Origin of the sequence: Janthinobacterium sp. HH106 (genome assembly GCF_001758725.1) — a bacterium.
Taxonomy (GTDB): Bacteria; Pseudomonadota; Gammaproteobacteria; order Burkholderiales; family Burkholderiaceae_D; genus Janthinobacterium.
This window is the reverse complement of record NZ_LRIC01000051.1, coordinates 118,853-144,154: the sequence shown is the minus strand read 5'-3', so window position 1 is coordinate 144,154 and position 25,302 is coordinate 118,853. Positions and strand designations below refer to the sequence as shown.

Below are 25,302 nucleotides of genomic sequence, written 5' to 3'. Positions count from 1 at the left end.
GGCTATCTTTTCTCAACATTCAATTTACATCGTCCGATGGGTTAGCGCGGGCAGGGACTCGCGCACGCCGGCCAAAAACACCAGGTCGATCTCGCCGCTGACCACGCCCTCGCCTTCCGGCAGCACGGCGATCACTTCGCCCCACGGGTCGATCAGCATGCTGTGGCCCCAGGTGCGGCGGCCGTTCGGATGCAGGCCACCCTGCGCCGAGGCCAGCACATAGCACTGGTTTTCGATGGCGCGCGCGCGCAGCAGCACTTCCCAGTGGGCGCTGCCCGTCGTATGGGTAAACGCGGCCGGCACGACGATCAGCGCGCAATCGCCCATGGCGCGGTACAGTTCGGGAAAGCGCAGGTCATAGCAGATGGACAGGCCGACGCGGCCGAACGGCGTCTCGATAGCGCGTACCTGCGCGCCCGGCACGATGGTGCGCGATTCATTGTACGACTCGGTGCCGCGCGTAAAACCGAACAGGTGGATCTTGTCGTAGCGGCCGGCCGGCTCGCCTTGCGGGTCGTACACCAGCGTGGTGTTCAGGACCTTGCCCTCCTCGCCGGAAATCAGGGGCAAGGTGCCGCCGATCAGCCAGATGCCGTGCTGGCGCGCCATCTGCGCCATGCCATCCTGGATGGGGCCGCTGCCAGGCTGTTCCGCGTGGGCCAGCTTATCCGTTTCCTGCTTGCCCATGATGGCCCAGTATTCGGGCAGCACCACCAGCTGCGCGCCACCGGCGGCGGCCTGCGCCACCAGGCGCCGCGCCGTGGCCAGGTTGTCTTCCACGGAAGGCGAGGAAATCATTTGTACTGCTGCAACTGTATGCATCATTTCACCTCTTGTACATTCGACCTTGCCGAATGGCACTTATTTCGCCACGGCATCGTTCACCGCCGCTGCGGGCATGGCGACAGGTTCCAATTTACCACCATCGAGCTTGGTCACGACGGGCGATTTCCACGGGCCGGCGATCTGCATATGGTAGGTAAGTGCCTTCATCACGGGCGCGCGCAGGAACAATTGCGCCAGGAAACTGCCCAGGCCGATGACGGGATTGACGGCCAGCGCGTACACGAGCGGTCCCGTTCCCAGGTTAAATTCGGGGATCACCACCACGTGCAAATTCGTCGTTTCATTGGCGATATCGGCCGTGCCATCCATCAGCACGGTGGCCGCCACGCCATGCATCTTGAGGTTATCGGTGGTCACTACGCCGCGCTTGATGCTGGCGTTGGCCGTGATGCCGTCGAAGGCCAGGCCTTCGGAAAACACGTCGTGGAAATCGAGTTTCAGCAGGCGGGGCAAGGCTTGCAGGCTGAGTACGCCCAGCAGCTTGGCCGCGCCCGGGTCCTGTTTGAGGAACTGGCCCGATTCCACCTTCATCTCGATCTGTCCCGACAAGGTGGGAATGTCTAGCGAATACGGCAAGCCATTCCAGGCGATATCGCCGCTCAGACGGCCCTTGCCGCGGCGCACCGTGTCGGCAAAGCCGAAGCGGTCGAGCAGCTTGCCCGCATCGACGATATCGAGGCCGAAACGCAGGCTGGTCGTGCTTTGTCCGTCCTTGATGACCCATTTTCCACTGCCGCTCAGCGCGCCATCGGCGTTCGACAGTTGCAGCTTACCCACGCGCCACTCGCGCCCGCCCGCCGCCATCGTGTTATAGGCCTGCAACTCCAGCCGGCCGATCTTCTTGTTGAACAGTTCAAATTGCTCGGCAACGATATCGAGCGAGGGGATCGACTGGGCGCCACTCTTTCCTTCCAGCAAATTCTTGACGTCGTTGGCGGCCGACTCCGGAATGATCAGCGACGACAGGCGCGCCGTCATCTTGCCCAGGCCGGACGGCGTTTCCAGCCACGTCACATAGCCCGACACTTGTTTTGCGTCGATATTGGCTTGCCACACATCCTTTTGATGCGTGGCGCCGACCACGACGTTTTCCAGCTTGCGCTCGCCCAGCATCAGTTCGCTGGCACGGGCCGCCATCATGTCCGGCACCACATATTGCGCGATATCGGGCGCATCGTCGGCGGCGCCGCTGTCGCCGGACGCCGGGGCGCTGCCGGCGATCTCGCTGCCGACGGCGATCCAGCTGTCCACGTCCAGGGTTTTCATGTTGACGTTAAGCATCATGCCGCTATCGGGCTCGGGCGCCGGCACGTTCACGCCGATGCCGCCGCGCACCAGGCGCCAGGCGTCCTTGCCCTGCTTCTGGCGCTGGTAACGGGCAGCGATGCCGGAGCCGAGCGCGATACGGATATCATCCGTGCGCAGGCCCGCGCCATTGGCCGCATTGCCCGTCAGGGTGAATTTCACGGGCAGGCTGTCGCCGGCCGGCTTTTTCAGGGGAGCGGGGAAATCCAGGCCCAGGCCCGTCAGCGGCGACTCGACATTGACCACCACCTGGTGGTCGCGCGCCGTAATCAAGCCATTGTAGCGCGCGCCGCCATTCAAATGTTTCGCCAGGCGCTGCAGCACGGGCGCCGGATAGGTCTTGCGCAAGCCGTCGATGGTCATGTTGCCGGCGATTTTCACTTGAATCGAACTGTCCGCCTGCGTGCCGCCCGAGATGGCCAGCGGCCCGCCCAGCAGGCTGCCATTCAAGCCATTGAGGTTGACGCCCTTTTCGTTGAACTCGATCTTGCCCTGCGTGCCCAGCACGGGCGGCATGTCGTGGAACAGCACCACGTCGTTGCCCGCCAGCTGCAAGCTGCCCTGCACGGTCGACTCGAGCATGCGCTCGATCGGCAAGTGCAGTTTGAGGGCCAGCCTGGCGTTGCCCGTCGCCGTCGTTTCGTCCGTGAAATGCTCGATCCAGCCCAGCACGGGGCTGGCCGTCACGTACTTGAGGAATTCCTGCATCGGGCCGGCCGCATTGCCTTCAATGTCAAGCAAGGTGTCGAAGACGGTCAGGTCGGGGATCACGGCTTTGACATTCGTCAAGGCCACGCCGCCCGTGGTGGCCGTGTCGCCGCGAATTTCCATGCGCGCCCGCTCGAACACAAAACTGCCCTTGATCTTTTCCGCCTGCGGCCACAGGGGCGCCTTGCCCGCCAGCGGACCGCTTTCCGCAAATTCGCCGGGCGCATAGTTCAGCTTGCCATTCTCGATCTTGCCGGCCACGCGGAAGTCGCCGCGATTGCGCTGGGCGGCATTCCGCTGGGCGGGCGTGTCGGCCTTGAAGGGAAAATGTTCGAGTTCGCCGCGCAGGCGCAGGCTGACATCGTGCGCCATGCCGCCTTCCAGCGCCCCCGTCAGCCAGTGGCGCAGGTGCTCGGGCGTTTGCAGCGGCAGGTAGCGGCCGATGGTGTTGATCTGGAAATTGTCGATCGTGCCCGTCAAATCGACCTGCCCCAGGTTCTTGCCGTCGAGCGGCATCCGGTGCGTGCCTTGCAAGGCGACGCGCAAGCCTTGCTGATTGAAATCGAGCTTGTCCAGCTCGACTCGCAGCATATTGGCCGCTTCAAACGTCCAGCGCGCCTGCATGGCGAATTGTTCGAACGGCAAGGCCGGCTCACTCAAGTACGTGGGCAATTGCAGCACCAGGTCCTGCGCGTAGATGGCAATGGTGCCGCCCTTGTCATTGGCGTCGATGCTGCCGCTGAGCTTATCGAAGCCGGGAATGGCGGGCGCGGCGGCCTGCGCGGGGCTGGTCGCCGTCTTCGCCACGGCCAGGCGCGCCGGCTGCGCATTCAGGCCCAGATCGATGAGCTTGCCGCGCAGACGGTAGCTGGCGGGGGTGGCCATCTCGCCTTCCCATTGCGCTGAAAAATCCTGCAAACGCCCGCGCGGTGCCAGGGCGTCGAGGCGCTGGCGCTGCTGCTCGCCCAGCGGCAGCTTGTCGGCCAGCGCGGCCAGGGTTTGCAAATCGAGCGATTTGGCCGTGATTTCCGTGCGCGCCGGCTTGCGCTTCGTGGCAGCGATGAAACGCTCGGACAAGGTCGTGGGCGGCAGGCTGAGGCCATCGCGGGTTTCCACCGCGAAATTCGTCAACTCCACCTGATGGCCATTCACGCCAAAAGTGGGCTTACCGTCGGGCACCTGCGCCGACAGCTCTTCTTTGGCCGAAATGCGTCCGCTGACCGACAGCAGGTCGAGCGGCGCGATATGCTCGCCCAGCTGCGCCTGCACCTCGGTCAAGCCCACGTCGGCCGTGAAGCCGGCCAGGCGCGCGTGATCCAGGCTCAGCCAGGCGCGCAGCGCGCCCTTGCCCTGGCTCAGCTCGAACGGGTAATCGAGGTAGCGGCGCCAGGCGGCCAGGTCGGCGTTTTTCAGGTCGGCGTACAGCTCGCCCTTCCACATCGATACATCGGAGATGCGTGTGCTGAAAGGCGGATGCGTGAAGTGAGCGCGCACATCGATGGGCGCGGCCAGGCTGGCGGGCGGCGTGGCCTGCAAGCCCAGCCTGTGGCTGCGCCAGCGGTTGCGCAGCAGCAGATTGACCTGGGACAAAGCCAGCTCCGGCGTGCCGCGCGCTTCGTCCGTCCAGCGCACCTTGCCGTCGCGAATAATGATGTCATGCTGCGACAGCAGCCAGTCGGCGCCCTTGCCATCGCTGCCTTGCGTGCTGTCGATCAACACCCCGGCCACATACAGCTTGCCATCCTTGCTGCGCCGTACGTCCAGGTCGGGCCGCGTGATTTCCAGGGTAGTGAAGCGCACGGAACCGAGCACGCTCCACCACGACACGGTGGCCGATATGCTCGGCAGGCTCAGCGCCTGGCGGCCCGCCTGGTCGCGCAGGGTCACGTCGCCGAAGAAGAGATTGGGCCGCACGCCATGCCAGGAGGCATAAATACGCGCAATGCTGACAGGGTTGCCCAGCGCGCGGCTGGCCGCCCGCTCGATATCGCCTTTGTAATAATCGATATTCGGAAGGATCGCGTAGCGCAGGAATAAAAACAGCACGGCGAAGGCGAAATACGCGAGCAGCACCAGTTTGATGGTAAAACCCAGCACATGGTGGGTGGCCAGGTTGGCCAGGCGATAGGCGGCACGCAGCCGCTGCCAGCGCAGGGCCAAGGGCACATGCTCTGTCACGCTTGCTTCTGGCGGTTTTTGCATCAATAAGCTAATAAACTGGCCCGGCGTCAAATAATGGCAAAAATCGTCTGCATTCGTGGTGCGCGCCTGCATCCTTGCGCTTGCGTCTGAGCAAAGCCTCCCTTACCATCGTTCGGAAGAGCACGCACTACCGGCGGTATTGGGCCGGCGGCACAATTTTACCGCATCCCCCGCCGTTCGCAGCCAAGTTAAACAAGAACATGCACGCAGCATCCACGAGACCCTTACCGATACCATGAGCACACAGCCTTTGATCTCCGCCTCCCGTTTCTACCAGCGCTGGCTGGACGCCGCCCCCGAGCGCGCCGCGCAGGTAGCGCAACTGGTGCGCGCGCCGCTGGACGGGCTTGACTTTGCCGCCGCGCTGGCCGGGCAATCGAACGCCGCCATGCCGCCGCTGCCGCCCGAGCGGGCCATGCGCCGCCTGCGCAATCTGCTTGTCTGCGGTCTGATCGCGCGCGATCTTGGCGGTCAGGCCGACTTGCATGAAGTCGTCACGGCCATGACGGGCTTTGCCGATTTCGCCATCCGCACGCATGTGGACGCCATCATGGACGAAATGGTGGCCCTGCACGGCATGCCTGTCGGCGAGGAATCGGGCGAGGAACAGGCCTTGATGGTGTTGGCGATGGGCAAGCAGGGCGGCGGCGAACTCAACGTCTCGTCGGATATTGACCTGATCTTTGTGTATCCGGAAGATGGCGACACGCAAGCGACCTTGCCGGGCCAGCGCAGCCTGTCCAACCACGAGTTTTTCATTCGCATGGGCAAGAAACTGATCGCCGCCCTGGCCGAAATCACACAGGACGGATTTACTTTCCGCGTGGACATGGCCTTGCGTCCGAACGGCAACTCGGGTCCGCTGGCCGCCAGCCTGGGCATGGTGGAGCAATACCTGATCGTGCAGGGCCGCGAATGGGAGCGTTACGCCTGGGTCAAGGCGCGCGCCGTGACGGGCAAGCCGGAGGACATCGCCGCGCTCGACGCCATCGTGCGGCCCTTCGTCTTCCGCCGCTACCTCGATTTCGGCGTCATCGACGCCATCCGCACCATGCACGGCCAGATCCGCGCCGAGGTCAACCGCCAGGAACGGCTGCACCCGGACCGCAGCAACAACGTCAAGCTGGGCCGTGGCGGTATCCGCGAAATCGAATTCCTCGCGCAAGTATTCCAATTGATACGCGGTGGGCGCGACGCCGAGCTGCGCGAGCGCTCCACGCGCGCCACCCTGCGTACGGTGGCGGACAAGGGCTTGCTGGAACCGGCCATCGTGGAACAGTTGCTTGGTTCCTACACTTTCCTGCGCAACCTCGAACACCGGCTGCAGTATCTTGACGATGCACAGACACACACCCTGCCCGCGAATGACGCCGACCGCCTGGTGGTGGCGCAGATGATGGGCCTGCCCGACGTCGCTACCCTGCTGGCCCGGCTGGAAGCGCACCGCGTGTTTGTCGCCGGCCAGTTCGACGAAATGTTCAGCGACAAGAGCAGCGGCACGCCGCCGGCCGACACGGGCATCGACCCGCAGACGTCGAACGACTGCGCCGCGTCCGACCAGCAGGAAGCCATCGAGGCGCGCTTTGCCGCCATGGGTTTCCATGAACCGGCCGCTTGCGCGCGCCGTTTGCTGGCCACGTGGCAAGCACCGCGCCTGCAATCCTTGCCCGAAGCGAGCCGCACGCGTCTGGTGGCCCTCGTCAATTCCGCCCTGCCCCTGATCACCGATTGCTCCGTGTCCAACGGCAATGCCAGCCAGCTGGCCACCCTGGGCCGGCTGCTCGATTTCCTGGAAGCGATCGCGCGCCGCTCGGCTTATCTGTCATTGCTGACAGAGTACCCGCACACGCTCGAGCGCGTGGTGCGCATGGTGTGCGCCAGCGGCTGGGCCGCCACCTTCCTCACGCAGCACCCGATCCTGCTCGACGAGCTGCTCGATGAACGCATCCGCAACACGGTGCCCGACCCGGCCGCGCTGGCGCTGGACCTGCAGCGCCAGCTCGACGACGCCCCCGGCGACACGGAGCGGCAGATGGATATCCTGCGTGAAATGCACCACGCGCAGCTGTTCCAGTGCCTGGCGCAAGACCTGGCGGGCGACCTGAGCGTGGAAAAGCTGGCCGATTACCTGTCGCAGCTGGCCGACATCATCGTCGCCGCCACCGTGCAAGCCGTCTGGCAAACGTTACCTGCGCGCCACCGCGAGGTGCCGAAATTCGCCGTCATCGCATATGGCAAGCTGGGCGGCAAAGAACTGGGCTATGTCTCCGACCTTGACGTCATCTTCCTGTTCGACGACGACGACCAGGAAGCGCCCGGCCTGTACGCCAAGCTGGCGCAGCGTTTCATCACCTGGATGACCTCGCACACTTCGGCCGGCATCCTGTTCGACATCGACATCGCGCTGCGCCCCGACGGCGCCTCCGGCATGCTGGTGTCCAGCGTGCAGGCGTTCGAGCGCTACCAGAGCAGCGCGGCCTGGGTGTGGGAACACCAGGCGCTCACGCGCGCGCGCTTTTGCGCGGGCGACGTCAGCATCGGCAAGCATTTCGAGCGCATCCGCGACACGATCCTGCGCAAGGAGCGCCCGGAAAACGGTCCGCTCAAGGGCGAAGTGGTGGCCATGCGCAAGAAGATGCTCGATGCGCATCCGCCCCGTCCCGGCAGCTTTGATCTGAAACAGGATCCGGGCGGCATGATCGACATCGAGTTCATGGTGCAATACCTGGTGCTGCAGCATGCGGCGCAGTATCCGCAGCTGACGGCCAACTCGGGCAATATCGCCCTGCTGCGCCTGTGCGGCGAGCTGGGCCTGATCGACGCCGGCCTGGCCGCTTCGGTTGCCGACGCCTACCGCACGCTGCGCAAGCTGCAGCATCAGCTGCGCCTGCAAGGGCAGGACCTGGCCCGGGTGGAACCGGAGCGGGTGCGCGTGCATGCGGACAACGTGATGCGCCTGTGGCACACGATCTTTCCCGCAACGATTGCATAAGCCCGGCGCCGGCGTATGATACGTACAGGCAACTCCACTTCCCAGTGGTGCCGTACAACAGGCCGCGCCGGGGTTGCCCATACCAGGAGACAGCGTATGAAGACAAGTGTAAAAACGGCAAGTGTAAAAACGGGCATCCACGCCCTCGTTGCCAGTTTCATCCTTTGCGCCATGCCGGCAACGGCATGGGCCGCCCCCAGAGGCAGCGCGGATGAAGCCATCGCCATGACCAAGCGCGCCGTGGCCATGATCAAGGCCGACGGCAAGGAAAAGGCCTTTGCCGCCATTGCCGATCCCGCCAACACCAGCTTCCATGACCGTGACCTGTACATTTATGTGTACGACATGAATGGCGTCACCCTGGCGCACGGCAACAATCCCAAGATGGTCGGCAAGAACCTGATCGACCTGAAGGACAATGAAGGCAAGGCCGTCATCAAGTCGCTGATCGCCACGGCCAGCACGCCGGCCGGACGCGGCTGGGTAGACTTCAAGTGGCCCAACCCCCTGACCAAGGTGGTCGAACAAAAATCCGGCTACATCGAACGGGTCGACAATATGATCGTCGGTTCCGGCATCTATAAATAAGCCACGGCAAGAGGAAAACGCGCCCGCATGCCGCTCCATTACCTGTCCCGTCTGAGCGGATCGGCGCGCGATACGCAAGCCAATCTGCAGCTGGGCTGCGTGCTGGCGCTGGTGGCGGGCGCCGTCAACGCGGGCGGCTTTCTTGCCATCGGCGGCTATACCTCGCACATGACGGGCATCGTCTCGGGCATGGCGGACGACCTGGCGCTGGGCAACGTCACGGTAGCCCTGGCCGCGCTGGGCGCCTGGCTGGCCTTTGTCAGCGGCGCGGCCGTCACGGCCATCATGGTGAACTGGGGCAAGCGGCGCCGGCTGCACAGCCAGTTTGCCGCCAGCCTGCTGCTGGAAGCGGCGCTGTTGCTGCTGTTCGGCCTGACGGGCAATTACCTGGCCGCCATGCCCGACGTGCTGGGCCCCGTCACCATCTTGCTGCTGTGCTTTGTCATGGGCTTGCAGAACGCCATCATCACCAAGATTTCGGGCGCCGTCATCCGCACCACGCATGTGACGGGGCTGTCCACCGACATCGGCATCGAACTGGGCAAGATGGCGTATTACAACCGGCGCCACCTGCCGGACCGCATGGTCAAGGTCAACCGCGGCAAGCTCAGGACGCACAGCCTGCTGATCAGCTGCTTCTTCATCGGCGGCGTCAGCGGCGCACTGGCCTTCAAGCACATCGGCTTTCCCGCCGCCACCATCCTGCTCGCCGGCGTGCTGACCCTGCTATCGGGCGTGCCCGTGCTGCGCGACTTGCGCGTCTTGTGGCGCTTCTACCGGCGCCGTTTTTATTCGCACAGCCATGAATAAAAAAACGCCCCGAAGGGCGTTTTTTCTTATGCGGTCACAAAATTACTTGGCCGACATCAGTGCGACGGTGGTGTCGAGCATGCGGTTCGAGAAACCCCACTCATTGTCGTACCACGACGATACTTTCACCAGACGGCCCGACACCTTGGTCAGGGTCGAATCGAAGTTCGACGAAGCCGGGTTGTGGTTGAAGTCGATCGAGACCAGCGGTTCGGTCTGGTAGGTCAGGATGCCTTCCAGGGCGCCTTCCGACGCGGCTTTCATCAGCGCGTTGACTTCTTCCACGGTGGTGTCGCGCTTGGCGATGAAGGACAGGTCGACCAGCGACACGTTGATGGTCGGCACGCGGATGGCGAAGCCGTCCAGCTTGCCATTCAGCTCAGGCAGGACCAGGCCCACGGCGGCGGCGGCGCCCGTCTTGGTCGGGATCATGCTCATGGTGGCCGAACGGGCGCGGCGCAGATCTTCATGCATCACGTCGGACAGCACCTGGTCGTTGGTGTAGGCGTGCACGGTGGTCATGAGGCCCGTTTCGATGCCGATGGCGTCGTTCAATGGCTTGACCAGCGGTGCCAGGCAGTTGGTGGTGCACGAAGCGTTCGAGATGACGGTGTCGGTCGATTTCAGCACCGAGTGGTTCACGCCGAACACGACGGTTGCATCGACGTCCTTGCCGCCGGGTGCCGAGATGATGACTTTTTTCGCGCCGCCCTTCAAGTGAGCCGAAGCCTTCTCTTTGGTGGTGAAGAAGCCCGTGCATTCCAGCACGACGTCCACGCCCAGTTCGCCCCATGGGATTTCGGCAGGGTTGCGCTGTGCGAACACGCGGATCGGATCGCCATTGACGATCATGTTGTCGCCTTCGACGGTGACCGTGCCCGGGAACTTGCCGTGCGCGGTATCGTAGCGGGTCAGGTGGGCGTTCGATTTGGCATCGCCCAGGTCGTTGATGGCAACGATCTGGATATCCTGTTTCTTGCCGCCTTCGTAGAAAGCGCGCAACACATTACGGCCGATGCGGCCGTAGCCATTGATTGCAACTTTGATCGTCATACTCTGCTCCTGATTAAAAAAGAAGGTACATGCACGCCCCCGGCGACAACATCGCCAGGACCGTTAAAAATCAATATTAGCCAGCGATAACGGCTTTCACCTTGGCGACGACGTTCTCGACCGTGAAGCCGAAGTGCTTGAACAGCACGCCGGCAGGCGCCGATTCGCCGAACGTGTCGATACCGACCACGGCGCCTTCCAGGCCCACGTATTTGTACCAGAAGCTGGTCACGCCCGCTTCGATGGCCACGCGCGGCACGCCTTTCGTCAGCACGCTGGCCTTGTAGGCGGCGTCCTGGCGGTCGTAGACGTCGGTCGACGGCATCGACACGACGCGCACGTTGATGCCTTCCGAGGCCAGCGCGCTGGCGGCGGCGACGGCCAGTTCCACTTCGGAACCGGTGGCGATCAGGATCGCCTTGGGCTCAAGCACGTCGTTGAGCACATAGCCACCGCGGAAGATGTTCTCGATCTGTTCGGCGCTACGCTCCTGGTACGGCAGGTTCTGGCGCGAGAAGATCAGGGTCGACGGGCCATCCTTGCGGCGCACGGCGGCGCCCCAGGCGGCAGCCGACTCGACGGTGTCGCATGGACGCCAGTTGTCCAGGTTCGGGATCAAGCGCATCGACGAGACGTGTTCGACCGATTGGTGCGTCGGGCCGTCTTCTCCCAGGCCGATCGAATCGTGGGTAAACACGAAGATCGAACGCAGTTTCATCAGGGCGGCCATGCGCAGCGCATTGCGGCTGTAGTCGGAGAACGTCAGGAACGTGGCGCCGAACGGGATGTAGCCGCCGTGCAGGGTGATGCCGTTCATGATGGCGCTCATGCCGAATTCGCGCACGCCGTAGTTGATGTGGTTGCCAGGCTGGCCAGAACGCACGGCCACGCACTCTTTCCAGTTGGTCAGGTTCGAACCGGTCAGGTCGGCCGAGCCGCCGAGGAATTCCGGCAGCGACGAAGCCAGTGCCTGGATGGCGTTCTGGCTGGCCTTGCGGGTGGCGATGTTTTCTTTCTTTTCCACGCAGGACGCGATGGCGGCGCTCAGGGCCGCTTCGAATGCCTGTGGCAGTTCGCCTTGCATGCGGCGGGTCAGTTCAGCGGCTTGCTGCGGGAATTCGCGGCTGTAGGCGGCAAAGCGCTCGTTCCAGTCCGCTTCCAGCAGGGCGCCCTGCTTCTTGGCGTCCCACGCGCCGTACACGTCGGCCGGCATTTCGAACGGGGCAGCATCCCAGCCGATGTATTCGCGCACGGCAGCGATTTCCTTGTCGCCCAGCGCGGCGCCGTGGACCTTGTCGCCGCCTTGCAGGTTCGGCGAACCCTTGCCGATGATGGTCTTGCAGCAGATCAGGGTTGGCTTCGATGCGGTCTTGGCGGCGGCGATGGCGGCAGCGACGGCGGCCACATCGTGACCGTCGACGGCGCGGATGACGTTCCAGCCGTACGCTTCGAAGCGGGCCGGGGTATCGTCCGTGAACCAGCCTTCGACCTTGCCGTCGATGGAAATGCCGTTGTCATCGTACAGGGCGATCAGTTTATTCAGGCCCAGGGTGCCGGCCAGTGCGCACACTTCGTGCGAAATACCTTCCATCAGGCAACCATCGCCGACGAAGGCGTAGGTGTAGTGGTTGACGATGTCGTGGCCAGGCTTGTTGAATTCAGCGGCCAGCAATTGCTCCGACAGGGCCATGCCGACGGCGTTGGCAATGCCCTGGCCCAGCGGGCCGGTGGTCGTTTCCACGCCGGGCGTGATATCGACTTCCGGGTGGCCCGGGGTTTTCGAATGCATCTGGCGGAAGGCCTTGATGTCATCCATCGACAGGTCGTAGCCCGTCAGGTGCAGCAGCGCGTAGTGCAGCATCGAGCCGTGGCCGTTCGACAACAGGAAACGGTCGCGGTTTTGCCATTTCGGGTTCGCGGGATTGTGGCGATAGTGACCACTCCACAGGGCAACTGCGATCTCGGCCATGCCCATCGGCATGCCTGGATGGCCGGAATTGGCCTTTTGTACAGCGTCCATTGCCAGTGCGCGGATCGCATTGGCCATTTTGGTAGTCGGGAGCGTAGTTGTCATGATGGTGTGGGTCAGTCGCGGAGTTTAAATTCGTTTGCAGCGCAGCTGGGCGCAGTCAGAGCTATGTATTTTACCAGACCAGCAAGGGGAAAAATCAAACCGCGCAACGCGCGCCGCCGCAGCTTGTGCCGCTTGCGCCCGGCAGGGGCGAAAAAAAACCGGGCCAGGCCCGGTTTTTCGCGACGTACGCCGCTGCGGGGCGCGCCGCAAATCGGCCCGCCCCACCCGTCAGTCCACCCTCACGTTATTTGAAGGAGTACGACGCCGACATGTAGATGTAGCGGCCACGCGGATTGCCGTAGGCGGTGTCGTAGCCGATGTTCGACGATGGATCGAATGCCGGCGCACGGTCGAACACGTTATTGACGCCACCACGCAGCACCAGGTTCTTGAAGCCGCTGTAGGACAGCGAGGCGTCAACCAGGGTCGCGCTCGGGATCATCAGGCCGTTCGCGTACTCGTCGTAGTAAAGGTTGATCGTCGCCGACGGTGTCCGGTCCACGTGGTAATGCGAAGTGAAGTTGGCGCTCGTCGTCGCCGCCCAAGCACCGCGGTCCCAGTTGACACCCAGCTTGGCCAGCAGCTTAGGATAGCCGTATTCACCGGCCTCGCAAGCCGTGTTGTTGGGGCAATTGATCGCCGGATCATCAGGCAGCAGCGTGCGGTTGTAGGACAGCGTGTAGCTCGCCTCGCCGAACACCTTGAAACGCCCCATCTCGGCCGTGCGCAGCGTGTACGACGCTTCGACATCCAGACCGTCGGTGACGACCTTGCTGCGGTTGATCAGGCCAACCTGCAGCTGCTTCAGGCGACCTACCAACGGACCCAGCGTCGCGCGCTGGGCGGCGCTCAGCGCGTTATACTTCTCTTGGTCTTCCGCCGTGACGGCATAGCGCGTGACGGCGTCCTTGTACTGACCATCCTCGCCCGCCAACACGGTTTCGTTGTCAAGATTCTCGACGCGATCGTTCCACTTGATATTCCAGTAGGTTAAACCCAGCGTCAGGTTCTTGATCGGTTCGGCGACCACGCCCAGGTTGAACTGCTTCGATTTTTCGGGCTTCAAATCCTTCGTACCGGACAGCAGAGACAGCGCCGAACCGCTGCAAGCGGTGTCAAAATACGCGTCACCCACGATGCAACGCTTCGGATCCTTGGTCGCGACGAAACCGCCGCGGCCTTCGTTAAAGCGCTGCGACAGTGTCGGCGCGCGGAAACCGGTGCTGTAGCTGGTGCGGAACATCAAGGTCGGCAAGGCGGTCCAGCGCAGGCCAAGCTTCGGGTTGGTGGTACCGCCAGCCAACTGGTAGCGATCATAGCGGACGGCCGCCTGCGCTTCCAGATTTTTCAGCAGCGGCAGGGCCAACTCGCCGAACACGGCGCCGAGCGACTCAGAGCCGTCGATGCCGCGCAGGGTCGAATAGATGCCGATCGCGCCATCGCGCCAAGCCTGCGACGGATCGTAGCTGAGCTTCTCGCGCTTGTACTCGGCACCGACGGCCACACCGATCTTGCCGCCGGGCAGCTGGCCAAATTCGCTGGAAGCGGTCACCTTGGCAAAGTCCGTCGAGGACTTGGTCTTGGTGTACTGGTCGGCCGTCAGTTCGTTGATGATCTGCTCCGAATTATGGTTGCCGCCGAAGGGGTTGAACTTGCCCTGCGCCAGGTAACTCTGCAATTTATCGTGCATGAAGGAGCCGTACACGCGCGTTTCGCCCTTCTCCTGGCTGTGGCCCACAGACACGGTCCAATCCCAGTTGGCTACGCGGCCGGTGGCGCCGCCAACCAGCCAGGTGGTGTCAACATTGGTGCCCGTACCACCCTCGGCGGCAGGGAAGAGGCGGCGGATATTGACCGGCACGCCGTAGGTATTGAAGGGATTGTTCGCCGCCACACGCAGCACGCCGGAGCGGTCGGCATTTTGGATCCAGGCCGGCGAACCTTGGACGCGCGTATCGAAGTGGTTGTAAAACAGATTGGCGAACAGCGACACATCCGGCGTCAAATCCCAGTTCGCCGTGACTGCCCCGCCGTAGCGTGTGGACGGGCGCACCAGGTCTATCGACTCAGCGGCGGAATACATGCAGGAGCTGCGATTCGGCGCAGCCACCCATTCCGGCGCATCCGGATAGGGCTTGCTGTGGGCCGCGTCGCACTCCGGATCGGGCATGCGCTGCGAACCGCCCAGCGATATGGTGCCGGGATCGCGGCCCTTGGCGCCGTACACGCCACCCTGATACAGGCCGCCATTGTGGCCGGTGAAATCGGTACTGTTCGCCCAATCGCGATCGACGCCGTGGATAGCCTTGGTTTTTTCGTAAGAGGCCGAATACGTCACGTTGAATTTCTGTGCGTCACGGTCGCCGAAACCGCCGGACACGGACACCTTATGGTTTTGCCCGTCGCCATAGGTGGTCGAACCGGTGCTGGCGTCGAGGGTCAAGCCCTGGTAATCCTTGCGCAGGATGAAGTTGATGACGCCGCCGACGGCATCGGTGCCGTAGATGGCCGAGGCGCCGTCCTTGAGCACATCGATGCGCTCGATGGCCGACAGCGGAATGGCGTTCAGATCGACCGAGGTCTGGCCGCTATAATCGTCCGAACCGGACGCCGGCAGGCGATAGCCGTTCAACAGAATCAGGGTCGGCAGACCGCGCAGCGAGACGCTGGTGGCGCCGTTTCGGAAGGAACTCGATGTCGCCAGCTCACCGCCGTTACCGCCCGCAGAAGTCAGGTTGCGCATCAGATCCAGCACCGACGTCGCGCCCGAACGGGCAATCGATTCGCGCGTCATCACGGTGATCGGGGAAATACCTTCGGCTTCGATGCGTTTGATACTCGAACCGGTGATTTCGACGCGCTGCACCTTAGGCACCGGCGCATCGATCGCTTCCTGCGCATGCACGCTCATCGTTGCGACGCCGGCGAACGCGGCCAATGCCAATCTCACCACCTGCACACTCTTTTTTTCGCGAAACATCATAACTTATTCCTTTTCATGATCCCTGATATCACTTGATAAGCGATTAGTTTGTATTTTTATAATCACTTAAATCTCTCATGGTCTTGCGAAAAACTGCAAGGCCCCTCCCGCTACAATGGCATGCTTGTCCAACCAATTTAAGCTGGCCGCAACGCGCCCGGGGTCATAGGCCCGGGCATTGAAACGTGCGGCGTCTCCCCATGCCATACCGAATCACATCACGGACGACATTGCTGGAAACAATTGATGTCGTTCAACACAACTTGTATAGTCATCAAACCACGCCAAAAGTATCACTGTCAATAATGCAATGATTTATGAAATCAAAAAACAACATTTCGTTTTAGTCAGCTTGTTATCTCCACGCAATTTCCCGTCCCGGATGCGCCGCGCAGGCCCAGCGGCAAGAATTTCCCCCGGCCGCGCGCAGCGGCACTAAAATTGCACTCTCGAGTCGCTGCCGCGCGCGCCCCACCCGCGCGCGGCGCGGCACCTCCCATTGTTTCTCTCCGCCAGGATGTTGCATGCCGCGTTTTTTCTGTCCCCAGCCACTCGCCATAGGCGCCACCATCGCTCTGCCCGACGCCGTCGCCCACCACGTCCATGTGGTGCGCCTTATGCCGGGCGAGGCCATCACCGTCTTCAACGGCGAGGGCGGCGAGTACACGGCTGTCTTGTGCAACGTCGAGAAAAAACGCGCCAGCGCCGAACTGAAGTCCCACACGGCGCGCGAAGCGGAACTGCCCTACGCCGTGACCCTGGCACAAGCGCTGCCGGAAGCGTCCAAAATGGACTGGATCATCGAAAAAGCCATCGAACTGGGCGCGGCCGGCATCGTGCCGCTGGCGGCGCAACGCTGCGTCGTGCGCCTGTCCGCGGAGCGGGCGGAGAAAAAACTGGCCCATTGGCAAGCGATCATCGTGTCCGCATCGGAACAATGCGGGCGCAACCGCCTGGCGCAGCTGGCGCCATTGCAGGATTTTAATAGCTGGAGCAGCCAGCAGGATTTACATAAACGCATCATCCTGACGCCGCGTTCGGAGCAGTCGCTGGCCGACTGGGCGCGTCACCAGCCGCCGCAGGCGATCACCGTGATGGTGGGGCCGGAAGGGGGATTTTCGGAAGCGGAAGAAAAGGCGGCCCTGGCCGCCGGCGCCATCGGCCTGGCTATGGGGCCGCGCATCCTGCGCACGGAAACGGCGGGCCTGACGGCGCTGGCCACCTTGGGTGCCTTGTGGGGCGGGATGTAAGCCAGCGTACGACGATCAGGCACCGAGCGTGCCGCCAAAACAAATGCCCCGCAAGCTTTGCAGCTTGCGGGGCATTTTACTGGCATGACTGATGATGCCTTTGCTGTATCCGTCCGTCCGTGCATCCCCGTCTCCGCCGGCTGACGACTGTCAACCGGCAAGGAGGGAATCACATCAGAACTTGTGGCTGTACTGGGCCGACAAGCGCACGGTGCGCGGGCTCGAGTAGGAGTTGACCATGCCGGCGGTCGTGCTGACGGCAGTACCAGCGGCGCTGGTGTTGTAAGCCTCGTCGATCGATTGCGCCACTTGACGGTTGGTTGCGTTCAGCACGTCGACTTTAAACACGATGCCCTTGATCTGCTCTGGCTTGTAGATGAAGTTCAAGTCCAGGCGCATTTCCGTTGGCAGCGTGCCGTAAGCGCCACGGCCGTTCGGGCCGGTTGGGCACAGGAAGAAGATCGAACCGTATTGCGACAAGCCCAAGCCCTGTTGATCCATGGACGCTGGGATATTGCAAGTACGCGACATAGGACGGCCCGTTGCCACCAGCAAGTTGCCGCCGACGCCGAACTGGCTCGTGAACTCATAGTAGCCATAGGTTTTCAACTGGTGCGTACGGTTGTTCGGCAACAAGCCGCTGCCGTTGATCATCGTCTCAGGGAAGTCCCATCCCGAGCTGAAGCCCACGTCGGCCTGGCCGTTATCCGACTTGGTCTGACCTTCCTGATTGCCTTCGCTGCGCGACCAGGTGTAGTTCATCTTGCCGTACCAGCCATTGCGCATCGGATGTTCGAGCATGAATTCCAGCGCCGTATAGGTACGCTTGGCTTTTTCCGGGAAGCCGGCATCGGCAGCCGTAATCGTCACCGCGCGCTGTGCACCGTTTGGTCCCACCGGGATCATGAAGGTGTTGTCCTTGCCTGGATTGAACAGGGCGCCGTTCCAGCCATGATCGTCGAAGTACTCTTTTTCAGCGCCTGTCAGCTTGGCCGAAATGGCGCGTGGATCCGAGTAGTCATCGATCGTGTTTTTCAGCTTGCGATAGGTGAACTTGATACCGCCGTTGAAGTCAGGCGTCAGCGCCTTCTCGAAGCCCAGGTTGATCTCGTCCTGGAAGTGGGCCTTCAAGTTGGTCGAAGCCAGCTCATTGGCGCGTTTTTCCTGGCCAAATTCATTGTTAGCCGACACGACATTGCTGATCGGGTTCAAGCCCAGCGGTGCGCCCGTGGTCGGGTTGACGCCCGTGTAGGTGTAGAAGCGGTCGGTGTTCAGCGAAGCGCCGGCAAAACGTACGGCCATGTTGGCCGGCAATTGCATGAAGTAGCGGCCAGCCGTACCGAAGACTTTCAGGGAACCGTCGCCATACACATTCCAGGCCGCATTCAGGCGCGGTGCCAGCATGTTTTTCTGTTCCACGAAGGTTTCGCCGATACCGTTCATGTTCTTGAACGACTCATTGCGCAAGCCCAGGGTCACGACCAGATTTTCGGTGGCCTGATAGCGGTCCTCGATGTATTGCGCCGACTGCTCGACGGTCGGGGTGGAGCCGCCGCGCTGCAGGTTTTCACGCACGTAGTAACCTTGGGTGCCATAACCGCCGCCAGCTGCCGGCGAGATATTGTGGCCAGACAATACGGTGTTCGGATCGGTTTTCAGATACGTCCAGGTACCACCGCCAGCCGCTTCCGTACCGTTCAGGGCATTGATCTTGTTGTGGTCAAGACCGCCGCGTATCGTATGCTGCTTGGCCAGTTTGTATTCCAGATCCAGGCGATAACCGCGGTTGGTGTCTTGCGCGCCGTCGCGCAGCAGGGCCGAGCTGAAACCCTGCACTTGGCTAGGCGAATAATTCAGGCCTGGTACCTTAAACTCTGGAGAACTAACGACGATTGGACGCAAGCCTGGAATGTAGCCGAACGGATTTTGCTCGCGTTGCGTCTTCGCCTGGCCAACCAGGGCTTGCACGGTCAGATCGTCGGTCACATAGCTGGTCAGCTTGAGGATGTCGATGTTCGAGCCCTGGGCTGCCGCCAGCGCGGCACCGGTGGCATTCAGGAACAGCACGCCTGCCGAATAGTTCTTGAATCTGGCGCCGCCGTTCTGCACATAGCCGCGCTGTTTGGTGTCGTAGTTGAAGCCGTAGTATTGATCGTTGACATTCGACTCGTCCGAAATGTGCGTGTATTCGAGGCGGTTGTTGTCGGTGATATTCCAGTCGATCTTGGCGATATAACGCGGCACATCGGATTTCTGCACCAGCCAGCCGGTCTGGTTGTTCACCTGGCTGGTCGATGCCAGACGCGCCGTTTCGCGGTCCATCTTGGTAAATTCGCCACCCAGATAGATGAACAGCTTGTCCTTGATCAGCGGGCCGCTGACATAGGCGTTATAGACCTTCTCGGTCAGCTTGTCGCCTTCGCGGTAGTTGTAGATCTTGCCATCCGTCTTGGGATTGGCGCCCGTATTCGGGAACATGATGTTCTTGGCCTTGCCGCGCAGCGAATCAGGCGCGTAGGTAAAGCCGGCGCCGAATTCCCAGTTATTCGTACCGCTCTTGGTGGTGATGTTGACCACGCCACCCGTCGAACGTCCGAATTCGGCGCCGTAGCCGCCGGTGATGATTTGCGCTTCAGCAATCGAGCCGAAAGGCAAGGAAGAGTAACCAACCTGATACAGGCTGTTGGTGACGGGGAAACCGTTGATGTACGCCGCATTTTCCGACGCGCTGGAGCCGCCGAAGCTGGCGGCGTTGTTGCCGTAGCGCGAGTCGGCGCGCGTGGTGCCGCCAGCCAATTGCACGATGTTGGCAACCGTAGGCGCCAATGGCAGGGTAGCCAGTTCGCGCGAATTGAATGAAGAACCGGAGTTGGAACTGGTGACATCGATCGCGCGGCGGCGGCTCGTCACGTTCACGGTTTGCACCTGCTGCAGCGCCACTTCGCTTTCCTGGCCGATGCGCACTTCCACATCCTGCGAGCTGACGACGGAAGAGCCTTTCAGCAGGGTCACCTTGTAGTTGCCAACTGGCAGGGAGGTGATGCGGAAAGTACCGCTTGCATCGGGCGAAATGGTCCGTTTGAAGCCATTGTCAGCACCGACGATCTGCACCGATGCGCTGGCATCCGGCGCGATCTTGCCGATGATATTGCCCGTGGCATTCGACTGTGCCATTACCGTTGGAACAATCGCAGCGCTCAATACCGATGCGCTGAAAGCGATCGTTAATGCACGTGCTATTACAGTTTTTCTCAACATGTCATTCCCTATTTATTTATGAGCGCAGTATTACTGCTTTGGTAAAGGAGTTTATCACTCACACTTATGCGTTTTTGAACGCTTTTTACTCTCATCACCTTGTAATCCCTTCATACAAGGCATCCTCTCGATCCACTTTGCATACGCAAAATAAACAGAATGACACATCGGAACATATTGAAACGGACTGGTCAATAAAATTAGAAAAACTGTTCTGTTGGCGCAACACTTCAATTTATACAAAAAATAGGCGAACAGAAGCGCATCCAGGCTGAATGAAAACACTCGCGGACGATAATCAAATTTACTTGGAATGCCTGCAAACAGTGGCTTTGCACCAATGGCAGCAGAATGCTGCAGGAAGAGTTGTTTCTAAAAAAGATGAATATAAAAAGCCCGGAAAATAAATGACGCGCAAGACGAAATTATTTTACGGGACGAGGCCGAATATATTGCACATCCATCCCGCAATAAATCAATCAGATTTTTTCAGGACAGTTCCATATAAAAACAAATCTCTCGTCATCATCTCAAAAATAAATCCCGCATTCCATTGAGGACGCGACAGCGGCAAGAGGCAGCGCTGCTCATTTCCTTCAATGCGTGCGAAGCAAAGATACAGAATTGCACCTGCAAGAAACAAAACACTATCAAATCACACGCAATGGCAAGGCGTCAACAAAATCAAGCAGCCACAACAAAAAAGCAACACAAATTACGGGGAAAATTTGGCCCCGATTTGCACGCCCCAACAAGGGGCGGCGGATGCACCAGCAACGCGCCGATTTTGCACCAGTTTGTAGCAGCCAGGAAACGCCGCCATATCGCGCCACGGCACGGTGGCGACCATGCGAACAGACGGCACTGCCGCCTGTTCCCCCCCGAAAAAAGTCCGGGTAAACGAAGCAGTGAACGATGTGGAGGTAAAATAGCGCCCGGATGCCGTCACGCGGCACCGCACACTCTCCGCTAGATACGGAGCCCGGCAATTTTTAAAAATACACACCATGTTGCGACTCAACGAAGTAAAACTCCCCCTCGAACACGACGAAGCGGCCCTGCCCGCCGCCATTCTGGCGCGCCTCGGCATTGCCGCGGATGAGCTGCTCGGCTTTACCGTCTTCAAGCGCAGCTATGACGCGCGCAAGCGCAGCGCCGTGGTGTTGATTTACTCGCTGCACGTGGACGTCAAGAATGAAGCGGCCGTGCTGGCGCGCCTGGGCCACGATATCCACCTGATGCCCGCGCCCGATACCGACTATAAATTCGTCGCCGGCGGCGAACAGCTGGCCGGCCATACCAATGAACCGCGCCCCATCGTCATCGGCACGGGCCCCTGCGGCCTGTTCGTGGCGCTGATCCTGGCACAGATGGGCTTGCGCCCCCTCATCCTGGAACGGGGCAAGCAGGTGCGCGAGCGCACGGTCGACACCTTCGGTTTCTGGCGCAAGCGCGAACTGAACCCGGAATCGAACGTGCAGTTCGGCGAAGGCGGCGCCGGCACCTTCTCGGACGGCAAACTGTACAGCCAGATCAAGGATCCCAAGCACTACGGCCGCAAGGTGCTGACGGAATTCGTCAAGGCCGGCGCGCCCGAAGAAATCATGTACGTGAGCAAGCCGCACATCGGCACCTTCCGCCTGGTCAAGATGGTGGAAGAAATGCGCGCGAATATCGAACGGCTGGGCGGCGAATACCGTTTCAGCAGCAAAGTGGTCGATCTCGACATCGAGCCGGGCAGCGATGGCGGCCAGGTGCGCGGCGTGGTGCTGGACAATGGCGAAACCATCGCCAGCAACCACGTCGTGCTGGCCATCGGCCACAGCGCGCGCGACACCTTCGAGATGCTGCACCGCCGCGGCGTGTACATCGAAGCGAAACCGTTCTCGATCGGCTTCCGCGTGGAACACCCGCAATCGTTGATCGACAGCTGCCGCTTCGGCCCCAGCGCCGGCCACCCTATCCTGGGCGCGGCCGACTACAAGCTCGTGCATCACGCCAGCAACGGCCGCTCCGTCTACAGCTTTTGCATGTGCCCGGGCGGCACGGTGGTGGCCGCCGCCTCGGAACCGGGCCGCCTGGTGACGAACGGCATGAGCCAGTACTCGCGCAACGAGCGCAACGCCAACAGCGCCATCGTCGTCGGCATCACGCCGGCCGATTACCCGGGCGACCCGCTGGCCGGCATCGCCCTGCAGCGCGAGCTGGAGGAGCGCGCATTTGCCTTGGGCGGCGGCAACTACGATGCCCCTGGACAATTGGTCGGCGACTTCGTGGCTGGCCGCGCCTCGACGGAATTCGGCAGCGTGGTACCGTCGTACAAGCCGGCCGTGCATCTGACGGACCTGGCGCCCTCCTTGCCCGAGTACGCGATCACGGCGCTGCGCGAAGCGTTTCCGGCGTTCAACAAGCAGATCAAGGGTTACTACAAGGCCGACGCCGTGCTGACGGGCGTGGAAACGCGCACCTCGTCGCCGATCCGCATCAAGCGCCGCGACGACGACTTGCAAAGCCTGAATACACGGGGCCTCTTTCCCGCAGGCGAAGGCGCCGGCTATGCGGGCGGCATCCTGTCGGCGGCCGTCGATGGCATCAAGGTGGCCGAGGCGGTGGCGCTGTCGATGGCGGCGCGCTAAGCCAGCGTTCAGGCTGCCAGCGGCAGCCTGATTTGTATATGACAGCCAGGAGTGCAGTCGATCGCGCACACCTGGCCGCCCAGTTGCTGCACGATGGTGTAGACGATGTGCATGCCCAGGCCGGAGCCGCCCTGGCCCCGCTTGGTGGTGAAGAACGGTTCAAACATGTGTTCGCGCACAGCCGGCGCCAGGCCGATACCGTCATCGGAGAAGTCCAGCAGCAGCCAGCGCCCGGCGGCGTCTTCCCCCTCCTCCTCGATGCGCGCGCGGATCGTGATGCGTCCCGGGCCGCCTTGCGGATAGCCATGGCGGGCGCTGTTCATCAGCAGGTTCGAGAGGATCTGCGACAGCTTGCCGGCCGCCAGGCGTACCTGGCAATCGGGCGCGATATCGAGTTCCACACCCAGCGCCGCCTTGCGCAGTTCCGGGCTGTGCGCCGACACCAGGCCATGCACATAATCGTGCAGCGCCAGGTCCGCCACGTATTCGCTGACCTGGTCCACGGCCAGCTGCTTGAAATTGCCGATCAGGTCGGCGGCACGCGCCAGGTTGCGCTCGATCAAGGCCGCCGCGCCTTTCAGGGATTCGGCAATGTCGATCAGTTCGGTGCGGCTGACCTTGGCGCCGCCCAGCAGCTGCACCAGCTGGTCGGCATAGCTGCCCATGCTCGACGCGGCCGTCAGCGCCACGCCGATGGGCGTGTTGACTTCATGCGACACGCCCGCCACCAGCGAGCCGAGGGCCGCCATCTGTTCCTGCTCGATCAGATTGGCCTGCGCCGCCAGCAGCGACTCGGTGCGCACGCGCACGATTTCTTCCAGCTGTTGGGTGCGCTCCTGGTGCTGCAGCTCGGCCGCGCCGCGCGCCGAGAAGATCGACAGCAGCAGCAAGGCCAGCAAGCGCTTGTTTTCATCGATGGGACGCGTGTCGATGGCCGACAGGATGCCCAGGGTCTTGCCATCGGTATCGATCAGCGGCATGCCGACATAGCTTTCCGCATGCATGTCGACCAGGAGGGTATCGAGTGGAAAGCGACGCTGGATATCGCTGCCGTGAAAACACATGCTCTGGCAAGTCACGTCCTGACAAGGCGTGTGCTGCAGGCTGTATTCGATATTCGGCTGGTAGTCATCGCCGCCCCACAGGGCCAGGGTGCGGATGCCTTCGCTGCCATCGTCCATGCGCACCAGCCGCCCGGCGATCACATAGTGCACGTCGAGCGCTTCGGCCAGGTCCTTGACGAGGATGCGCAGGAAGTCGTCGCCACGGGCGTGCGCCGTCGAGGCGGTGATCGAGCGCAGGGCCGCTTCCGCCAGGGTGCGCCGCTGCTCGGGATCGAACAGGGGTTCTTGCGAATTCACATCGAACAACGGAATACTCATGAATGCTCCTGCGCAGCACGGGAAGCGCAGGCAAAGCTGCCGGCGCGGCGATCCTCAGCAAAGGCCCTGGTCAGGGGACTTGCCGCGATTGTACCCCTGGCTATTGTTTAATAATACAGATACGCAGGAAATTTTTATAGCCAGCCGGAACGCTTGAACAAGTAATACATATAACCGCAGACACAGCTCATCACTGCCACGGCGGCCGGATAGCCATAATGCCAGTCCAGTTCCGGCATGAACTTGAAGTTCATGCCCCAGATGCCGGCAAATGCGGTAAACACGGCAAAGATAGCCGCCCAGGCCGCCAACTGCTTGTTCACTTCGCTCTCGTCGATGGCCACCATCGACAGATTCACCTGGATGGCCGTGCTGATCGTATCGCGGATGGTGTCGAGCGTGCCGTTGATGCGCGCCAGATGGTCGTGCACGTCGCGGAAATACTCCTGGGTATCGTGGCACAGCGGCGGCACCCGCCCGCCGTGCAGCTTGCCCACCGCTTCCATCAGGGGCGCCACCACGTGGCGCAAGACCATGACCTTGCGCTTCAATTGATACAGCCGTTCGATATTGTCGCGCTCGGTACCACGGTCGAAGATGCGGTCCTCGATCAGTTCCAGCTCCGATTCGAGCGCGTCGAGTACGGGAAAGTAACGGTCGACGACCGCGTCCATCAGCGCGTACAGCACGAAAGCCGAGCCCTGGCGCAGCAGATGCGGTTCGCGCTCGGCACGCGCGCGGACACCGAGGAAACCTTGCGAGCTGTTGCTGCGCGACGAAAGCACGTAATTGGCACCGACAAAGATATCGACTTCGCCCAGCACCAGTTCATTCTCGACCATTTCCACGGTTTTCACCACGGCAAACAGGGAATCGCCATATTCCTCGATCTTCGGACGCTGGTGGCCCCGCTGCGCGTCTTCCACCGCCAGTTCGTGCAGGCAAAACTCGTGCTGCATCTGTTTCAGCTCGTCCGGCGTGGCGTCGAGCAGGGCCACCCAGACGAAGCAATCGGGGCGCTCGACGTAATCGCTGATATCGTCGATCGGCAAGTCGGCCAGTTTTTTGCCATCCTGGTAGGCCACGCAGTTTATAAGCATACAGTTCCACAATCAAATGAAGACCGGACGAAACAGTCCGGCAGGCGTCAGCTTACCTTATCGCCTGCTGTGGGTGTTGTGGCGTGCAAGGAACACCGCAAGAAAAAGCGGACGG

General features: G+C 61.7%; 14 protein-coding genes. 6 read left to right on the top strand and 8 right to left on the bottom strand.

Features of this window, described 5'->3' with window-relative positions:
• Positions 1 to 24 precede the first annotated feature (24 nt).
• Both JAB8_RS20175 and JAB8_RS20170 read right to left on the bottom strand, forming a co-directional pair.
• Positions 25 to 825: a carbon-nitrogen hydrolase family protein gene (locus JAB8_RS20175; protein ID WP_070291147.1), complete on the bottom strand. Its 801-nt coding sequence runs from the start codon at positions 823 to 825 to the stop codon at positions 25 to 27.
• A 36-nt stretch (positions 826 to 861) separates the two neighbouring features.
• Entirely contained in the window at positions 862 to 5,037 is a 4,176-nt protein-coding gene (locus tag JAB8_RS20170; protein ID WP_343216107.1) for a YhdP family protein, read from the bottom strand.
• Between the two features lie 79 nt (positions 5,038 to 5,116).
• On the opposite strand from JAB8_RS20170, the gene glnE reads away from it, so the two are divergent.
• The 3 genes from glnE to JAB8_RS20155 all read left to right on the top strand — a co-directional run bounded on the left by glnE (position 5,117) and on the right by JAB8_RS20155 (position 9,451).
• Positions 5,117 to 8,053: a bifunctional [glutamate--ammonia ligase]-adenylyl-L-tyrosine phosphorylase/[glutamate--ammonia-ligase] adenylyltransferase gene (gene glnE, locus JAB8_RS20165; RefSeq protein ID WP_343216106.1), complete on the top strand. Its 2,937-nt coding sequence runs from the start codon at positions 5,117 to 5,119 to the stop codon at positions 8,051 to 8,053.
• Between the two features lie 96 nt (positions 8,054 to 8,149).
• A complete protein-coding gene (locus JAB8_RS20160) occupies positions 8,150 to 8,641 on the top strand; it encodes a cache domain-containing protein (protein WP_083287269.1) in 492 nt (163 codons plus the stop codon).
• Between the two features lie 27 nt (positions 8,642 to 8,668).
• A complete protein-coding gene (locus JAB8_RS20155) occupies positions 8,669 to 9,451 on the top strand; it encodes a YoaK family protein (RefSeq protein WP_070219248.1) in 783 nt (260 codons plus the stop codon).
• Positions 9,452 to 9,493: 42 nt separating this feature from the next.
• On the opposite strand, the gene gap is transcribed toward JAB8_RS20155, so the two are convergent.
• From gap to JAB8_RS20140, 3 genes are all read right to left on the bottom strand, one after another.
• A complete protein-coding gene (gap, locus tag JAB8_RS20150) occupies positions 9,494 to 10,504 on the bottom strand; it encodes a type I glyceraldehyde-3-phosphate dehydrogenase (protein ID WP_010395244.1) in 1,011 nt (336 codons plus the stop codon).
• A 76-nt stretch (positions 10,505 to 10,580) separates the two neighbouring features.
• Entirely contained in the window at positions 10,581 to 12,578 is a 1,998-nt protein-coding gene (tkt, locus tag JAB8_RS20145; protein ID WP_070291145.1) for a transketolase, read from the bottom strand.
• Between the two features lie 244 nt (positions 12,579 to 12,822).
• Entirely contained in the window at positions 12,823 to 15,561 is a 2,739-nt protein-coding gene (locus tag JAB8_RS20140) for a TonB-dependent receptor (protein WP_070219250.1), read from the bottom strand.
• A 524-nt stretch (positions 15,562 to 16,085) separates the two neighbouring features.
• Between JAB8_RS20140 and JAB8_RS20135 the strand changes: the two genes are divergently transcribed.
• Positions 16,086 to 16,811: a 16S rRNA (uracil(1498)-N(3))-methyltransferase gene (locus tag JAB8_RS20135; protein WP_070291144.1), complete on the top strand. Its 726-nt coding sequence runs from the start codon at positions 16,086 to 16,088 to the stop codon at positions 16,809 to 16,811.
• A 174-nt stretch (positions 16,812 to 16,985) separates the two neighbouring features.
• On the opposite strand, the gene JAB8_RS20130 is transcribed toward JAB8_RS20135, so the two are convergent.
• On the bottom strand, positions 16,986 to 19,985 hold the full coding sequence (locus JAB8_RS20130) for a carboxypeptidase regulatory-like domain-containing protein (RefSeq protein ID WP_083287270.1): 3,000 nt from the start codon (positions 19,983 to 19,985) through the stop codon (positions 16,986 to 16,988).
• A 359-nt stretch (positions 19,986 to 20,344) separates the two neighbouring features.
• Between JAB8_RS20130 and JAB8_RS30185 the strand changes: the two genes are divergently transcribed.
• Both JAB8_RS30185 and JAB8_RS20125 read left to right on the top strand, forming a co-directional pair.
• Entirely contained in the window at positions 20,345 to 20,476 is a 132-nt protein-coding gene (locus tag JAB8_RS30185; RefSeq protein ID WP_265334721.1) for a hypothetical protein, read from the top strand.
• A gap of 600 nt (positions 20,477 to 21,076) precedes the next feature.
• Complete coding sequence (locus JAB8_RS20125) at positions 21,077 to 22,705, top strand: NAD(P)/FAD-dependent oxidoreductase (protein ID WP_070291143.1); 1,629 nt, start codon at positions 21,077 to 21,079, stop codon at positions 22,703 to 22,705.
• Positions 22,706 to 22,713: 8 nt separating this feature from the next.
• On the opposite strand, the gene JAB8_RS20120 is transcribed toward JAB8_RS20125, so the two are convergent.
• Positions 22,714 to 24,087: an ATP-binding protein gene (locus JAB8_RS20120; protein WP_070291142.1), complete on the bottom strand. Its 1,374-nt coding sequence runs from the start codon at positions 24,085 to 24,087 to the stop codon at positions 22,714 to 22,716.
• 134 nt (positions 24,088 to 24,221) lie between these two features.
• Complete coding sequence (gene corA, locus JAB8_RS20115; RefSeq protein ID WP_034760218.1) at positions 24,222 to 25,187, bottom strand: magnesium/cobalt transporter CorA; 966 nt, start codon at positions 25,185 to 25,187, stop codon at positions 24,222 to 24,224.
• Positions 25,188 to 25,302 lie beyond the last annotated feature (115 nt).

What these genes read in the sequence shown, in the direction of transcription:
- JAB8_RS20125 (WP_070291143.1), top strand. Translation starts at nt 21,077, where the DNA reads ATGTTGCGACTCAACGAAGTAAAACTCCCCCTCGAACACGACGAAGCG.
- JAB8_RS20130 (WP_083287270.1), bottom strand. Translation starts at nt 19,985, where the DNA reads ATGGCACAGTCGAATGCCACGGGCAATATCATCGGCAAGATCGCGCCG.
- JAB8_RS20160 (WP_083287269.1), top strand. Translation starts at nt 8,150, where the DNA reads ATGAAGACAAGTGTAAAAACGGCAAGTGTAAAAACGGGCATCCACGCC.
- JAB8_RS20175 (WP_070291147.1), bottom strand. Translation starts at nt 825, where the DNA reads ATGATGCATACAGTTGCAGCAGTACAAATGATTTCCTCGCCTTCCGTG.
- JAB8_RS30185 (WP_265334721.1), top strand. Translation starts at nt 20,345, where the DNA reads ATGAAAACACTCGCGGACGATAATCAAATTTACTTGGAATGCCTGCAA.
- JAB8_RS20120 (WP_070291142.1), bottom strand. Translation starts at nt 24,087, where the DNA reads ATGAGTATTCCGTTGTTCGATGTGAATTCGCAAGAACCCCTGTTCGAT.
- JAB8_RS20140 (WP_070219250.1), bottom strand. Translation starts at nt 15,561, where the DNA reads ATGATGTTTCGCGAAAAAAAGAGTGTGCAGGTGGTGAGATTGGCATTG.
- gap (WP_010395244.1), bottom strand. Translation starts at nt 10,504, where the DNA reads ATGACGATCAAAGTTGCAATCAATGGCTACGGCCGCATCGGCCGTAAT.
- tkt (WP_070291145.1), bottom strand. Translation starts at nt 12,578, where the DNA reads ATGACAACTACGCTCCCGACTACCAAAATGGCCAATGCGATCCGCGCA.
- JAB8_RS20155 (WP_070219248.1), top strand. Translation starts at nt 8,669, where the DNA reads ATGCCGCTCCATTACCTGTCCCGTCTGAGCGGATCGGCGCGCGATACG.
- corA (WP_034760218.1), bottom strand. Translation starts at nt 25,187, where the DNA reads ATGCTTATAAACTGCGTGGCCTACCAGGATGGCAAAAAACTGGCCGAC.
- JAB8_RS20135 (WP_070291144.1), top strand. Translation starts at nt 16,086, where the DNA reads ATGCCGCGTTTTTTCTGTCCCCAGCCACTCGCCATAGGCGCCACCATC.